The 14,597-nt window shown below is 68.8% G+C and carries 9 protein-coding genes, 1 tRNA gene and 2 pseudogenes; 9 read left to right on the top strand and 3 right to left on the bottom strand.

Annotation, left to right across the window (positions count from 1 at the left end; genetic code table 11):
* Nucleotides 1-9 precede the first annotated feature (9 nt).
* The 6 genes from C2U31_RS02410 to C2U31_RS02385 all read left to right on the top strand — a co-directional run bounded on the left by C2U31_RS02410 (nucleotide 10) and on the right by C2U31_RS02385 (nucleotide 5,441).
* Nucleotides 10-945, top strand: a complete 936-nt coding sequence (locus C2U31_RS02410) for a fumarate hydratase (protein WP_103271376.1) — start codon at nucleotides 10-12, stop codon at nucleotides 943-945.
* A complete protein-coding gene (locus C2U31_RS02405) occupies nucleotides 939-1,619 on the top strand; it encodes a fumarate hydratase C-terminal domain-containing protein (RefSeq protein WP_103271375.1) in 681 nt (226 codons plus the stop codon). The genes C2U31_RS02410 and C2U31_RS02405 overlap by 7 nt, the downstream gene beginning before the upstream one ends.
* Before the next feature lie 52 nt (nucleotides 1,620-1,671).
* The gene (locus tag C2U31_RS02400) at nucleotides 1,672-2,520 is read left to right on the top strand and encodes an amidohydrolase family protein (RefSeq protein ID WP_103271374.1); all 849 of its coding nucleotides are present in this window, start codon (nucleotides 1,672-1,674) and stop codon (nucleotides 2,518-2,520) included.
* 48 nt (nucleotides 2,521-2,568) lie between these two features.
* The gene (locus C2U31_RS02395; RefSeq protein ID WP_233772613.1) at nucleotides 2,569-3,471 is read left to right on the top strand and encodes a LysR family transcriptional regulator; all 903 of its coding nucleotides are present in this window, start codon (nucleotides 2,569-2,571) and stop codon (nucleotides 3,469-3,471) included.
* 152 nt (nucleotides 3,472-3,623) lie between these two features.
* Complete coding sequence (locus C2U31_RS02390) at nucleotides 3,624-4,622, top strand: tripartite tricarboxylate transporter substrate binding protein (RefSeq protein WP_103271373.1); 999 nt, start codon at nucleotides 3,624-3,626, stop codon at nucleotides 4,620-4,622.
* Between the two features lie 69 nt (nucleotides 4,623-4,691).
* A complete protein-coding gene (locus C2U31_RS02385) occupies nucleotides 4,692-5,441 on the top strand; it encodes a sulfite exporter TauE/SafE family protein (protein ID WP_103271372.1) in 750 nt (249 codons plus the stop codon).
* Nucleotides 5,442-5,535: 94 nt separating this feature from the next.
* Here C2U31_RS02385 and C2U31_RS02380 read toward each other — a convergent pair whose 3' ends face one another.
* Complete coding sequence (locus tag C2U31_RS02380; protein WP_103271371.1) at nucleotides 5,536-7,044, bottom strand: CoA-acylating methylmalonate-semialdehyde dehydrogenase; 1,509 nt, start codon at nucleotides 7,042-7,044, stop codon at nucleotides 5,536-5,538.
* A gap of 118 nt (nucleotides 7,045-7,162) precedes the next feature.
* Here C2U31_RS02380 and C2U31_RS02375 point away from each other — a divergent pair, with 118 nt between their 5' ends.
* Nucleotides 7,163-8,095 carry a LysR family transcriptional regulator gene (locus C2U31_RS02375; protein ID WP_103276227.1) on the top strand — a complete coding sequence of 311 codons (933 nt, stop codon included), beginning with the start codon at nucleotides 7,163-7,165 and terminating at the stop codon, nucleotides 8,093-8,095.
* Between the two features lie 78 nt (nucleotides 8,096-8,173).
* Here the strand turns inward: C2U31_RS02375 and C2U31_RS31190 are convergent.
* Nucleotides 8,174-8,905, bottom strand: a pseudogene (locus tag C2U31_RS31190) (GAF domain-containing protein); the annotation flags it as partial.
* Between the two features lie 386 nt (nucleotides 8,906-9,291).
* On the opposite strand from C2U31_RS31190, the pseudogene C2U31_RS02360 reads away from it, so the two are divergent.
* Nucleotides 9,292-12,669 (top strand): annotated as a pseudogene (locus C2U31_RS02360) (autotransporter domain-containing protein).
* Between the two features lie 179 nt (nucleotides 12,670-12,848).
* Here the strand turns inward: C2U31_RS02360 and C2U31_RS02350 are convergent.
* Nucleotides 12,849-12,924 (bottom strand) — tRNA-Phe (locus C2U31_RS02350).
* Between the two features lie 323 nt (nucleotides 12,925-13,247).
* Here C2U31_RS02350 and hemA point away from each other — a divergent pair.
* A complete protein-coding gene (gene hemA / locus C2U31_RS02345; protein WP_103271368.1) occupies nucleotides 13,248-14,522 on the top strand; it encodes a glutamyl-tRNA reductase in 1,275 nt (424 codons plus the stop codon).
* Nucleotides 14,523-14,597 lie beyond the last annotated feature (75 nt).

Raw genomic sequence — 14,597 nt, 5'->3', positions numbered from 1 at the left:
GCGCGCACCATGCAGATACCGATAAACAAGATCGAGGAGGCCGCGCTGGAGATCATGCGCCGCGCGGCGATCGAGATCCCGGATGATTACAAACAGGGCATCCTGGAGCTGCGCAAGACCGAGACCGGCAAGCTGCCGCGCTTCGTGATTCACGCCATGGTCGAGAACTGGGAGGCGGCGGACCAGGACCGCCGCCCCATGTGCGCGGACACGGGCCTGCCGCGCTACTACGTGAAGGTCGGCAACCATGCCTCGGTCGAGTCGGGTTTCGTCGCCATCGAGCGCGCGCTGCGCCACGCCACCGCCGAAGGCACGGTGTCGATCCCGCTGCGGCCCAACCGCGTCCATCCGCTCTGGCGCACCGATCACAACAACAACGTGGGCCTGAACGCGCCGGAGGTGGAATGGTCCTTCGAGCCCGACGCCGACTGGATCGACATCACCACCGTGCACAAGGGCGGACTGTTCGGCACCGACTACCGCATGCTGTTTCCGGGCGACGGCATCGACGGCATCAAGCGCTTCGTGCTGGACACGCTGATCGCCTTCGGCAAGCGCGGCCTGGCCTGTCAGCCGGCCATCGTCGGCATCGGCCTGGGCGGCTCCAAGGACACCTGCATGCAGCTGGGCAAGCAGGCCGCCTGCCTGCGCACCGTGGGCGACCGCAATCCGGATCCCAGGGTCGCCGAGCTGGAACTGGAATTGATGAAGCTGGGCAACGCCATCGGCATGGGCGCGATGGGTTTCGTCGGCTCGGGCATGGTGGTCGATTGCCATATCGAATGCGGCTACACGCATACCGGCGGCATGCCGATCAGCCTGCATACGTTCTGCCTGTCGTCGCGCCGCGCCACCGCGCGCATCCACGCCGACGGCCGCATCGAATATCGAACCGATCCGCAATGGTTCACCCCCTATCTGCGCCGGGAGACGGTCGAATGGTAAGCAAGGACGATGACATCAAGGTCTTCCACCTGGACCTGCCGGCCCGGACCGAGGACATCGCCCGGCTGGAGCTGGGCTCGGCCGTGTACCTGAACGGCCTGGTCTACACGGCGCGCGAGGGCGTCTACAAGAAGGTGCTGGACGAAGGGCTGGCGCCGCCGGTGGACCTGCGCGCGCTCAGCAACGTGAACTTCCACTGCTCGCCGGCCGCCGCGCCGGACGGGCAGGGCGGCTACCGGGTCGGCGCCGTCACGGCCACGGCCTCGTTCCGCTTTTCCAAATGGATTCCGCGCTGGCTGGAGGAAACCGGCTGCCGCATCCTGATCGGCAAGGGCGGCATGCCGGCGGACGACTACAAGCGGGTGCTGGCGCCCGGCGGCGCGATCTACCTGACGACGGTGGGCTACGGCACCGGCGCGCTGCTGGGGCGTGGCATCAAGCGCGTGCGCGAGGTGCACTGGCTGGACGAGCTGGGCATCGCGCAGGCGATGTGGCTGTTCGATGTCGAGAATTTCGGCCCCTTCATCGTGGAAAGCGATCTGGCAGGGAACTCCCTGTTCGCGCAGCACGCCGAGACGATCAACGCGGGCATCGAACGGCTCTACGCCGGGCTGAAGCCGCCCGCGCTGCATCGCTACGGCGAAACCGACGACCGCAAGGACGAAGTGATGTAGCGGCCGCCGGCTGGCGCCAGGCCGTCAACACATGGATAGGGAAGACACGGCAATGATCATCGATTTCCGCCTGAGGCCGCCCGTCGGCGGTTTCCTCGACACGCTGATGTACTCGGCCGGCGCGCGGCGCGACGGCTTCACGCGCACCGTGGGCTTCACGCCCTCGCCGGCCGCGCAGCAGCAGTCCATGGACCTGCTGCTGGGGGAAATGGAGGCCGCCGGCGTCGACGCCGGCGTGGTCGTGGGCCGATTGGCCGGCGTGCTGGGCAGCGTGCCGAACGAGGACGTGCGCCAGATCGTGGCCGCGCATCCGGGCCGCTTCATCGGCGCGGCCTCGATCGACCCGACCGACCGCCGGCGGGCCTGCCGGACCATCGACCAGGCGCTGGCGGACGGCTTCAGGCTGATCAATATCGAGCCGGGTTCCTACCCCGTGCCGATGCACGCCGACGACCGGCGGCTGTATCCGATCTATGGCCACTGCGAGGACGTGGGCGTGCCCGTCATCATGATGGTCGGCGGCACGGCCGGGCCCGACCTGAGCTATTCGGACCCGATCCGCACCGACCGGGTGCTGGCCGATTTCCCGACCCTGAACGTGGTGGTCGCGCATGGCGGCTGGCCCTGGGTCAACGAGATCCTGCACCTGGGCTTCCGACGCCAGAACCTGTGGCTGTCGCCCGATATGTACTTCTCGCGCATGCCGGGCTGGGAGGAATACGTGAAGGCGGCCGATGGCTTCCTGTCGGACCGGATGCTCTATGCCAGTTCCTTCCCGCTCTGTCCGGTGCGGGAATACAAGTCGTGGTTCGAAAGCCTGCCGATCAGGGAAGAGAACCTGAGGAAGATAATGGGCGGCAATGCGTGCAGGCTGCTGGGCATCCCGGCGCGGAACCCATAGACTGTCGCCCACCCCGTGTCGCCCACCCCGCCCTGAACCAAGGCCCGCATGATGGATATCCGGACGCTCTACACCCTGATCGCGATCGCCGACTGCGGCAGCTTCGCCGAGGCCGGCAATCGCATCGGCCTGTCGTTGTCGGCCGTCAGCATGCAGGTGCGGGCGCTGGAAGAGGAACTGGAGATCGCGATCTTCGACCGCAGCCGCCGCCCGCCGGTCCTGACCGACGCCGGGCTGGCGCTGGTGCACCGCGCGCGCGACCTGATCGCGCACTGGGAAAGCATGAGCGCGGCGCTGAAGAAGGGCACCGGCGCGGGCCTGCTCAAGCTGGGCAGCGTGCATACCTGCGCCTCCGGCGTACTGCCGCTGGCGCTGCGCCATCTGCAGAAGCAGGGCCATGGCCTGGAGGTTCACGTCACCACGGGTCTCACGCACGACCTGGAACGCGCGGTGCACCACCGGCAGCTGGACGTGGCCATCGTGACCGAGCCCGAGGTGCCGCGATCGGACCTGGATTTCCTGCCCTTCGTCGATGAGCAGCTGGTCGTCATCGCCCACCGCTCGGTCAAGGGCGCGAGCGACCAGGAGGTGCTGGAGCAGACGCCCTACGTGCGCTTCAATCGCCTGGCGCGCGTCGGCCACCTGGTGCAGGAGGAGATCCTGCGGCGCCAGATCGTGGTGCGCTCGACCATGGAGATCGACAACCTGGAAGGCGTGGTGGCCATGGTCGCCAATGGCCTGGGCGCCTCGGTGGTGCCGGCCCGGGGCGTGAAGAACGAGTTCCCCGCCACCATCCGCGTGATTCCCTTTGGCTCGCCGACGGTGACCCGACGGCTGGGCATCCTGGTTCCCAAGGAGAACCCGAGGTCTCATCTTTCGCGCCTGCTGCTCGAGGCGCTGAAGTCGGTTTGCGCCGACAGCCAAGAAAAAGAACGGGCCGGCTCGCGCTAGGCAACCGTCGCATTCCACGTAGCTTCCTCCGGTATACGTCGGGCCGATCGGCCCGAGGGAGAGCTGTTGCCTCAAGAAACGCTGGTGCCTGTAAAAACGCCCGCCGGCACGCACCGGAGGGCTCCCGGGTCCGGGAATCCAAGGAGACTGACATGCCGCACATGGTTCACCCCCAACACCGCAGGCGTTTCGCCAGGACGCTCGCCTGTGCCTTGATGCTGACGCCGCTGCTCGCGACGCCGGCGCGCGCGCAATGGCCCGACGACCGGGTCGTCCGCATCGTCGTGCCCTTCGCGGCCGGCGGCGCGACGGACTTCCTGGGGCGGGCGCTGGCGTCCGAGCTGGGCAAGCGCCTGAAGCAGAACGTGATCGTCGAGAACCGCGCCGGCGCCGGCGGCAGCGTGGGTGCGCAGGCGGTGGCCCTGTCGCCCGCCGACGGCTATACCCTGCTGCTGGCATCGGGCAGCATGTTCACCGTCAACCAGTTTATCTACGGCAAGCTGCCGTATTCGCTGGACAACTTCAGCCTGGTCGGCAAGGTGGCCAGCGGGCCCATGGTCGTGACGGTGAACGCCGGCCTGCCGGTGAAGAACATCCGGGAGCTGATCGCCTATGCCCAGGCGCGGCCGGGCAAGCTCAACTTCTCTTCTGCCGGCGTGGGCAGCCAGACGCACATGGCGGGCGAGGCCTTCAGCGACGCGGCGGGCGTCAAGCTGGTGCACGTACCCTACAAGGGCGAAGGGCCGGCCTATTCGGACCTGATGGCGGGCGTGGTGGAAGTGGCCGTCGCCAACATCAATGCCATCACTCCCTTGCTCAAGGGCGACCGTCTGCGCGCGCTGGCCGTCACGGGCAAGGAGCGCTCGCCGCTGCTGCCGGATGTGCCCACCGTGGCCGAGGCGGGCGTGCCCGGCTTCGAATATACCGGCTGGTTCGCGCTGATGACGCCGGCGGGCACGCCCCAGCCCATCGTGGACCGGCTGCTGGCCGATCTCAAGACGGCCGTGGAGCAGCCCGGCATGAAGCGTTACTTCGAGGAGCAGGGCATGTCCGCGGCGGTGAAGCCGCCCGGCCCGCTCAAGGAGGAGATCGTGCAGGAGTCGGCTCGCTGGCAGGCGCTGGTCCAGAAAAAGCAGATCACGGCGAACTGAAACGCCGCGCGCCGTCCTGATGGCTAGCGCGCGCCATGCCCTTTCACTTTTATGTAGGCAGATCGCGACATGCCCGCCGACCTCATCGCCCTGGCCGCGCCCGTCGTCTTCATCGCGTATGTGGTATTCGGCATGACGGGATTCGGCGCCGCCATGGTCGCCGTGCCCATTCTGGCGCAGTTCATGCCCTTGTCCTTCGCCGTGCCGCTGGTTGTGCTGTTCGACCTGGCCTGCACGGCGCTGGTCGGCGGCCGGAACTGGCGGCAGGTGTCGCGCGTGGAACTGGCGCGGCTGTTTCCGTGGATGCTGCTGGGCATCTTCCTGGGCGTGACGCTGCTGCGCAATGCCGGCGCGCGCTGGCCGCTGATCGTGCTGGGCTGCTTCGTGCTGACGGTCTGCGCGCGCGGCCTGAAGGGCGGGCGGGGCGCCAGCCAGGAACCGCTGCCCACGCCCTGGGCGCTGCCGTTCGGCGTGTTCGGTGGCGTGTTCAGCGCGCTGTTCGGCACGGGCGGGCCGATCTACACCATCTACCTGTCGCGCCGCATCGCCGCGCTGGACGCGTTCCGCGCCACGATTTCGGTCGTCATCCTGGCCAGCGGCGTCGTCCGCGCCGGGGCCTTCGCCGCTGCCGGGCTGTATACGCAGCCGGCCATGCTGAAGAGCGCTGCCTTGCTGCTGCCCGTGGCGCTGGCCGGGCTGTACGCCGGATCGCGCCTCAGGACGCGGGTGGCGCCGGCCCGCTTGCAGCGGTTCATCTTCCTGCTGCTGGCGGTGGCTGGCGCGGGGGCGATCTATCGCGGGTGGATGTCGCCGGCGTGATGGCGCTGGCATGGCGCGGTCGCCGCGTCCGGCATGCCGTCATGTCCGTGGTTTGGGGCACGGGCGGCGGCATCGCGCCGCCCGCGCACGAGGCCTACTTCGCCGTCGGCATGGCGAACTCCGCGCCCTTGGCGATGCTCTCGGGCCAGCGCTGCATGATGGACTTCTGCTTGGTGTAGAAGCGCACGCCTTCCTCGCCATAGGCGTGCATGTCGCCGAACAGCGAGCGCTTCCAGCCGCCGAAGCCGTGCCAGGCCATGGGCACCGGGATCGGCACGTTGATGCCCACCATGCCGACCTGGATGCGGCGGCCGAATTCGCGCGCCACGTTGCCGTCGCGGGTGAAGCAGGCCACGCCGTTGCCGAATTCGTGCGCGTTGATGAGATCGACGGCCGCCTTCAGGTCCGGCACCCGCACGCAGCCCAGCACCGGGCCGAAGATCTCTTCCTTGTAGATGCGCATGTCGGGCGTGACATGGTCGAACAGCGTGCCGCCCAGCCAGAAGCCGTCGTCGCAGCCCGCGCCGGCCTGCGCGCCGCGAAAGCCGCGGCCGTCCACCAGCAGCCTGGCGCCTTCCTGCTCGCCCAGCGCGATGTAGCCGCTGATGCGCTCATGGGCGGCGCGGGTGACGATGGGGCCCATCTCGGCGTCCAGGTTCTCGCCGTCCAGCACCTTCAGCGCGCGGGTGCGCTCGATCAGCTTGGGCAGGCAGCGCTCGGCCGCGTCGCCCACCAGCACGGCCACGCTGATGGCCATGCAGCGCTCGCCGGCCGAGCCGTAGCCGGCGCCGATCAGCGCGTCCACGGCCTGGTCGATGTCGGCGTCGGGCATCACCACCATGTGGTTCTTGGCGCCGCCCAGGGCCTGCACGCGCTTGCCGAGGCGGGCGCCGGTTTCGTAGATGTAATTGGCGATCGGGGTGGAGCCGACGAAGCTCAGGGCCTTCACGTCGGGATGCTCCAGCAGCGCGTCGACGGCCGTCTTGTCGCCCTGCACCACGTTGAAGACGCCGTCCGGCAGGCCGGCTTCCTTCAGCAGTTCGGCGATGCGCAGCGACGGGCTGGGGTCGATGGGGCTGGGCTTGAGCACGAAGGTGTTGCCGGCGGCGATGGCGACGGGGATCATCCACATCGGCACCATCACCGGGAAGTTGAAGGGCGTGATGCCGGCCACCACGCCCAGCGGCTGGCGCATGGTCCAATTGTCGATGCCGGTGGAGACCTGTTCGGTGTAGTCTCCCTTGAGCAGCTGGGGAATGCCGCAGGCGAACTCGACGATATCGATGCCGCGCGACACTTCGCCCTGCGCGTCGGTGAAGACCTTGCCGTGTTCGGCGGTGATCATGTGGGCCAGTTCGTCGCGGTGACGGTTCAGCAGCTCCAGGAACTTGAACATGACGCGGGCGCGGCGGATCGGCGGCGTGTCCGCCCAGGCGGGGAAGGCGGCCTGGGCGCTGGCGACGGCGCGGGCCACCTCGTCCGGCGTGGCCAGGGCGACGTGGCGGGCGACGGCGCCGGTGGCGGGGTTGTAGACCGGCTGGCGGGCGCCTTGCCCGGGCACGGTCTGGCCGCCGATGTAGTGGCCGACGATGCTTGCGTTCATGCTGTGCTCCTGGAGTTGGGGAATGGCTGGACCAGCCCGCAATGTCGCTGAACGCGTCGCGGCCGTCGAGACCGATACGCTGGAATCAGTGTTTGGAATTCTGCACAACGGAATGCGCATGGAACGAGCAAGACGATTGGAAGACCTGTGGTCGCACATCCACTGCCTGGGCATCCTGGCCGAGACCGGCAGCTTCACGGCGGCCGCCCTGCGTCTGCAGCTCAGCAAGGCCTCGGTCAGCCAGCGCATCGCCGAGCTGGAAAAGGCCGTCGGGCTGCCGCTGGTGCGGCGCACCACGCGCGGCGTCAGCCTGACAGAGGCGGGCGCGCACCTGGTCGAGCAGACCGCCGCCGCGTTCCAGCGCATCGAGGCGGGCTACTCGGCCGTGAAGGACCTGTCGGCCGGGCCCCGGGGCGTGCTGGCCATGACGGCGCCGGTGGCGCTGGGGCGGCAGGTCATCGCGCCGCTGATTCCGGCGTTCCTCAAGCGCTACCCGGACGTGCAGATCCAGCTGGACCTGAGCGACCGGCTGGCCGCGCTGGCCACCGAGGGTTTCGACCTGGCGATCCGGCACGTGGCCGAGGTGCCCGACACGCATGTGGCTTCGCTGATCGGCGAGATACGTTCGGTGCTGGTCGCCACGCCTCGGTACCTGGCCGAGCACGGCATGCCCGCCGTGCCGGCGGATCTGGAGCGGCACGACTGCATCCATTACCTGCGGCGCTCGGGCGCGGCGGCCTGGGCGTTCCGGCGTCCGGGGGCGGACGAGCGCGTGCAGGTGCCGGTCCGGGGCAGCTTCGCGGCCAACAACAGCGAGGTATTGCGAGAGGCCGCATTGGGTTCCGTCGGCATCGCGCTGCTGCCCGATTTCAGCGCGGGTCCGGCGCTGCGCGACGGGACATTGGTCGAGGTGCTGGGCGATTGGCGGGTGGAAGGCGACTTCGCCGACCGGCTGTACGCGGTCAGGCCCTATACGCCGCATGTGCCGCGCGTGGTGTCCTTGTTCGTCGAGCATGTCCGGGAGGCCCTGTCCGCGCCTGAAGCACAGTAGGTCTTTACCATCCCAGTCGGTCAGCGTCCTGTGATGCGGCCGGGACACGGGCCAGGGCTCGGCGACGCCGCGCAGGCGCAGCTGCCAGTGAAAACCCGCGCCGGCGTGCTTGTCCAGCGCGGCGACATGAGACAGGTTGACGATGGCCGTGCGATGAATGCTGGGAAATGATGCCTGCGGCAATAGCGTGCGCCAGACATGCAGCGGACGCCGGTCGAGCTCCACGCTGCCGTCGTCGATCCAGAGACGCGTCGCGTTGCGCATCGACCGGACCGCGACGATGGCCCGCAGCGGCACGCCCCGGATCCTGCCCGCCCCCGTGTCCAGGTACAGCAACGGCGCTTTCGCGCCGCGATCGGCGACGTCGCGGGCGGGCGCCTGGCCCTGATAGCGCGCGGCGCCGATCAGGCGCGCGCACAAGTCCAGCAGGGCCGCCTCGTCGTCCCGCCACGCGCGTGGCGCCCGCACGGCGTCCAGCGCCAGGCAGGCCCGCAGTCGCCCGGCCTGGAAGATGGGCGCGCTGAGCATGCTCTTGACCTGTAGGCGCAGCAGTTCGCGCTTGAATGCGCGCGCGGGGGCGGGCAGCGCGGCGACGTCGTCGATCATCACCGTCCTGCCCGCGAGCAGGTCGCGATGCAGCCAGGCGATGATCGCGACGGGCGTGTCCTGCAGATCCGCGAGATGCGAACCGACGCCGAGCGCGCACCATTCATGGCTGTTGCGGAAACGGAGCAGATCGCCGTCGTACTCGAACATCCGGCAGCGGTCGGCCCGCAGCGTCCGACCCAGATGGGCGATCAGTTCCGTCATGGCCGTCTCGGCGGACAGGCTCGGCAACAGCGTGCCCGCGCGGCTCAGGCATTCTCCGGCGCGCGCATGCGCGGTCTCGCCAGGAAGCCAGCTTCGGTAGCCATTGCCTGCGCGCATGATCGCCGCTCTCGATTTCCATTCAAGGAGCGGATCGACCCGCCACGGCCACAGCATACCCAGCCGGCGGCGGCGCATCCCCGTGTAAATTAAAAATCCTTGTTCGTTCGTCCGTCCAGGATGTTCAGTGGATCGGGGCTGTATTGACGCGCCGGTTCCGTCCTTGCAAGCATGATATCCATGCCGGGCGGGACGCCTTTTCGAGGCCGCCGCATTGGGGGGACATGGCGCTTCGCCATGCCATTTGGCCGGCATAAAGGAATCGCGTCATGAACAGCCGCAACCTTGCCTCGGCGGCCACGGCCGCCTGCCCGCGTCGGCGCAGTCAATTCTCACTTGGGAGCGCTGCGGCGCTGATCACGATGCTGGCAAGCCCATTCTTCGAGCCGCAGGCGCGCGCGCAGACCTATACGGGAAACGACGCGACGGGAGGGCCTTTTTCCAGCGGCAATCAGTCCTTCCGCGACAACAGCGCGTTGAACGCGGCGACCGCCAACGCGGTCAGCGGAGGCCGGCAGACGTTCCAAGAGAGCAGCGTGCTGAACGCCTCGGTTGGCGGCGGCATCAGCGGGGGAGAGCAGGAGTTCTACGACAGCAGCGCGCTGAACGTGACGGCCGCCAATGCGATCGGCGGCGGCGAGCAGACGTTCAGCGATACCAGCATGCTGAATGCCTCGGCGGGCGATGCCATCAGTCGGGGAAATCAGTACTTCTATGGCAGCGCCACGCTGAACGCGACAGCCACCAGCGCGGTCAGCGGCGGTACTCAGGAATTCGCTGCGGATAGCATTCTCAATGCATCGGCGGGCAGGGCCCTGAACGGAGGGGAGCAGTTCTTCAACGGCAGCAGCGTGCTCAATGCCACCGTATCCGGGGCCGTCAGCGGAGGCTTCCAGACCTTTTACGGCACGAGCCAGCTCAATGCCCAGGTTGCCGGCGCCATCAGCGGCGGCACCCAGGATTTCTTCGGCAGCAGCCGTCTCAATGCCTCGGTCGCCGGCGCGGTCGGCGCGGGCGTGAAGTACTTCTCCAACAGCAGCGTGCTGGATGTGCAGAGCGACAACGCGCTGACGAACCGGGTGGACGTGCGTTTCGATCTGTTCGGCGGACCCGCGCCCGGCGGCATACTCCGCCTGAACGGTCACAGCACGGTGGTCGGCCGAATCAACAGCGAGGCGGCCGGGGCGGGAATCATCACCAATGACGGCGCGGCCGACAGCGTGCTGACGGTCGATTCCTCGCTGCTGGCCAACTCGTCCTTCTCGGGACTCATCCAGGACGGCGGCGCGGGCGCGCTGGGCCTGGTCAAGACGGGCGCGGGCACCTTGCGGCTGAGCGGCGCGAACACCTATCGCGGCGGCACCACGGTCACGGGCGGGATCCTGCAGGTGTCGCGCGATGCCAATCTTGGCGCGGGCAGCGGCGGCCTGACCTTGAACGGCGGCACGCTGGCGACGACGGCCAGTTTCGATTCTGGCCGGACCGTAACGCTGGCGGGTGCCGGGCAGTTCGATGTGGCGGCCAACACCGAGCTTGGTCTGATCGGCGCGATGGCCGGGACGGGCGACCTGATCAAGTCCGGCGCCGGCGCATTGCGGCTCGACCGCGCCGGCAACGCCTATGGCAATACGCGGGTCCTGGCCGGCACGCTGATCGGCAACACGGCTTCGCTCTCGGGCGACATCGGCAATGCCGCCACGGTGGTGTTCAACCAGGCGGCCGATGGCGGTTACGCCGGTGCGATCGGCGGCCTGGGCGGCGTCAATGGACGGATGGTCAAGCAGGGTGGTGGCACGCTGACGCTGACCGGCGCGTCCGCACTCGACTGGTCGGTGCAGGCCGGCGCGCTGTCCAGCGCGGCCGAGCGGTTCAGCGGCAACGCCGCTATCAGCCCGGGCGCGACGCTCATCCTGGACCAGACCGTGGATGCCACCTATGGCGGCGCGCTGTCGGGCGGGGGCAGCCTGATCAAGCGCGGCGCGGGCGCGCTGATCCAGGCGGGCAACAGCGTGGCCTTCACGGGCAGCACCGTGGTATCGGCTGGATCGTTGATCGTGGGCGCGGACGCGGCGCGCGCCGCTGCCGTGCTGGGCGGTTCGGTGTCGGTGCAGGACGGGGCGCGACTGGGCGGACATGGCACGGTCGGTTCAGGCGCTGGTTCGGTCGTGACGGTCGAGCCGGGCGGCACGCTTGCGCCCGGCAATTCGATCGGCACGCTCACGGTCAATGGCGATCTTGTCGTCGCCCGGGGGGGCCGCTATGAGGTCGAGGTCGATCCGGCGGGCAAGGCATCGGATCTTACGCGCGTCACCGGCAAGGCCACGCTCAACGGCGGCTCGGTGGCGCTGGTCGGCAACGCCGGCAGTTATGCGCTGCGTTCGACCTACACGATCCTGACGGCGGACCAGGGCCTGTCGGGCACGTTCGAGGGTGTCGCGTCGCGCTACGCCTTCCTGGATCCGACGCTGAGCTACGACGCGAACAACGCCTATCTGAACCTGGCGCGCAACGACGTTTCCTTTGTCGACGCGGCCTGCACGCGCAACCAGGCCGCCGTGGCGCGTGCCATCGAGCGTATCGGGGTCAATGCGGCCAATCCTGTCTATGACGCAGTGGTCCAGCTGCCGACCGCCGTCGCCGCGCGCGGCGCCTTCGACCAGCTGTCCGGCGAGATCCTGGCCAGCGCCAGGACCGCGCTGATCGAGGACAGCCGCCATGTCCGCGAGGCCGTCACGGACCGGTTGCGCGCTGCCTGGGGCGGCGCGGGGGTGTCGACCGAATCGATGACCCTGCACGGGCGGCAGGCAGAGGCGACGCAGGAGGGGCCGGACGGCAAGGCGGTCTGGAGTCGCGGCTTCGGCGCCTGGGGCAGGGCAGGCAGCGATGGCAACGCCGCCAGGCTCAATCATTCGACCGGCGGCTTCCTGCTCGGGACCGATGCGCGCCTGTCGCAGCACTGGCGCGCCGGTGCGCTGGCCGGCTACAGCCGGACCCGCTTCGATGTCGGCAATGCCTCGGGATCCAGCGACAACTTCCATCTGGGGCTGTATGGCGGCGCGCAATGGGGCCGGCTGGGCCTGCGCCTGGGCGCGGCCCATGCCTGGCATGCGCTGCGCGTGTAGCGTCCGGTGGCGTTCGCCGGGTACGCGGATGCGCTGAAGGCGGACTACCGCGCGGGCACGACCCAGGTCTTCGGGGACCTGGGCTATCGCATCGACACGGCGGTGGCGGCCGTCGAGCCTTTCGTCAGCGCGGCCTATGTGAATCTGCGAACCGGAAGGATCGACGAGCGGGGCGGCGCGGCGGCGCTGCGCGCGCGAGGACAGGATACCGGCGTGGGCTACACGACCCTGGGCTTGCGCGCATCGGGCGCGTTCACGCTGGGCCGCGCGGCCGCGACCGCGCGCGCGTCGGTGGGCTGGCGCCATGCGCTGGGAGATACGACGCCGGCATCGGCACAGCGATTTGCGGGGGGCGACGCGTTCACGGCGGCCGGCGTGCCGATCGCGAGGAATGCCGCGTTGATCGAGGCCGGCATGGATGTGACGCTGGGCCGGGGGGCCGCGCTGGGCCTGGCGTATTCGGGGATGATCGGATCATCGGCGCGAGATCATGGCGTCAAGGCCAGTCTTGGCATCCGGTTTTGATCTGAGTTCGATCCGGCTCCGATCCCGCCCTGGGTCAGGAACCACGGGATCGAGATGGGGTTGCCTGTCGGGACTCGGCTCGGCATGGCTCGGACCGCGCAGCCCGCATATCGAGTGCGTATCAACGCCGCAATGCAAGAAGGCCAGCTCATCGGAGCTGGCCTTCTTATTGAATCTCTTGGTGGCCTGGGGCGGAATCGAACCACCGACACGCGGATTTTCAATCCGCTGCTCTACCAACTGAGCTACCAGGCCAACGAAGTCCGCAACTATACACAATTTTTTGGACTTGTGCCAGTCAGCGCGAAAAAAGTTTGAAAAAGTTGGCGGACCCGGCCCGGCGCATGCCGATGCCGGCTTGCATGTCGATGTGCAGTGCCGACGCCGGTATCTCCTCGGCCGACGTCGCGCTTGTTGGAAGCAGGGCATGCCCGCGTGCGACCCGTGTGCGCTCCAGGTGCGACCCAGCGTCGCGCCTGGCCGTCGCCGTGGTCCGTGGATAAGCCGCGGAGGTATAATCTTTAACGGTCTGCTGTTACATATTCACAAGTACAGGGCGGCCCGCCCATCCTTCCCACATGTCGGTAGCTGTCCTTGCCTTCGGTCTGAATCACACGTCCGCGCCGGTCTCGGTTCGCGAACGCGTGTCCATGCCCGTCGATCTGGTCAGGCCCGCGCTGGACGGATTGCGCTCGGCCTTCGGCGGCTCGGTCCGCGAAGCCGCCATCCTCTCGACCTGTAACCGCACCGAGATCTATTGCGCGGCCGACGGCCATGTGGCCGAGCAACTGCCGGCCTGGCTGGCCGACTACAACCGGCTCGACGCCGGCACCCTGCGCCCGCACCTCTACCGCCATCACCAGGACGACGCCGTGCGTCACGCCTTCCGCGTGGCCAGCGGCCTGGATTCCATGGTGTTGGGCGAGACCCAGATCGTGGGCCAGATGAAGGACGCCGTGCGCGCGGCCGGCGAGGCCGGTTCGCTCGGCACGCTGCTGCACCAGATGTTCCAGCGCACCTTCTCGGTGGCCAAGGAAGTGCGGTCGCAGACCGCCATCGGCGCGCAGTCCGTGTCCATGGCCGCGGCCGCCGTGCGCCTGGCCGAGCGCGTGTTCGGCGACCTGGGCCAGGCCCGCACGCTGTTCATCGGCGCCGGCGAGATGATCGAACTCTGCGCCACGCACTTCGCCGCGCAACGCCCGCGCAGCATGGTCGTGGCCAATCGCACGGCCGAGCGCGCCGAGCTGCTGGCCAATCGTTTCTCGGCCAGCACCATGAAGCTGTCGGACCTGACCGACCGCTTGTCCGAATTCGATGTGATCGTGTCCTGTACGGCCAGCTCCCTGCCCATCCTCGGGCTGGGGATGGTGGAGCGGGCCACGCGGCTACGCCGCCACCGCCCGATGGTCATGATCGACCTGGCCGTGCCGCGCGATATCGAACCGGAAGTCGGCCGCCTGGACGACGTCTACCTGTATTCGGTGGACGACCTGGGCCGCCTGGTGCAGACCGGCACCGACGCGCGCCGCGCGGCCGTGGTGCAGGCCGAAGCCATCATCGAAACCCGCGTCCAGGGCTTCATGCACTGGATGCAATCCCGCGAAGTGGTGCCCGTCATCCGCGACCTGCACCAGGCCGCCGAGGACGTGCGCGCCGCCGAGCTGGAGCGCGCGCGCCGCATGCTGGCGCGCGGCGAATCGCCCGAGGCCGTGCTGGAGCAGCTGGCCCACGGCCTGACCCAGAAATACCTGCATGGCCCGCTGGCCGCGCTGAACCGCAGCGAAGGCGAGGACCGCAAGCAGCTGCTTGCCTGGATGCCGCGCCTGTTCCCCGGCCGCGACTCCCGCCGTTAGCGGCGCTGGCCCGCGTCCCGCCTCGCGGCGGGCGTCCGCGTTGCCGCACGCCCGCCATCCGCTTTCCCCCATTCG

It is taken from the genome of Achromobacter sp. AONIH1 (genome assembly GCF_002902905.1).
In the GTDB taxonomy this organism is placed as follows: Bacteria; Pseudomonadota; Gammaproteobacteria; order Burkholderiales; family Burkholderiaceae_B; genus Achromobacter.
The sequence above is the reverse complement of the archived record's forward strand: the minus strand, read 5'-3'. Positions and strand labels throughout refer to the sequence as shown.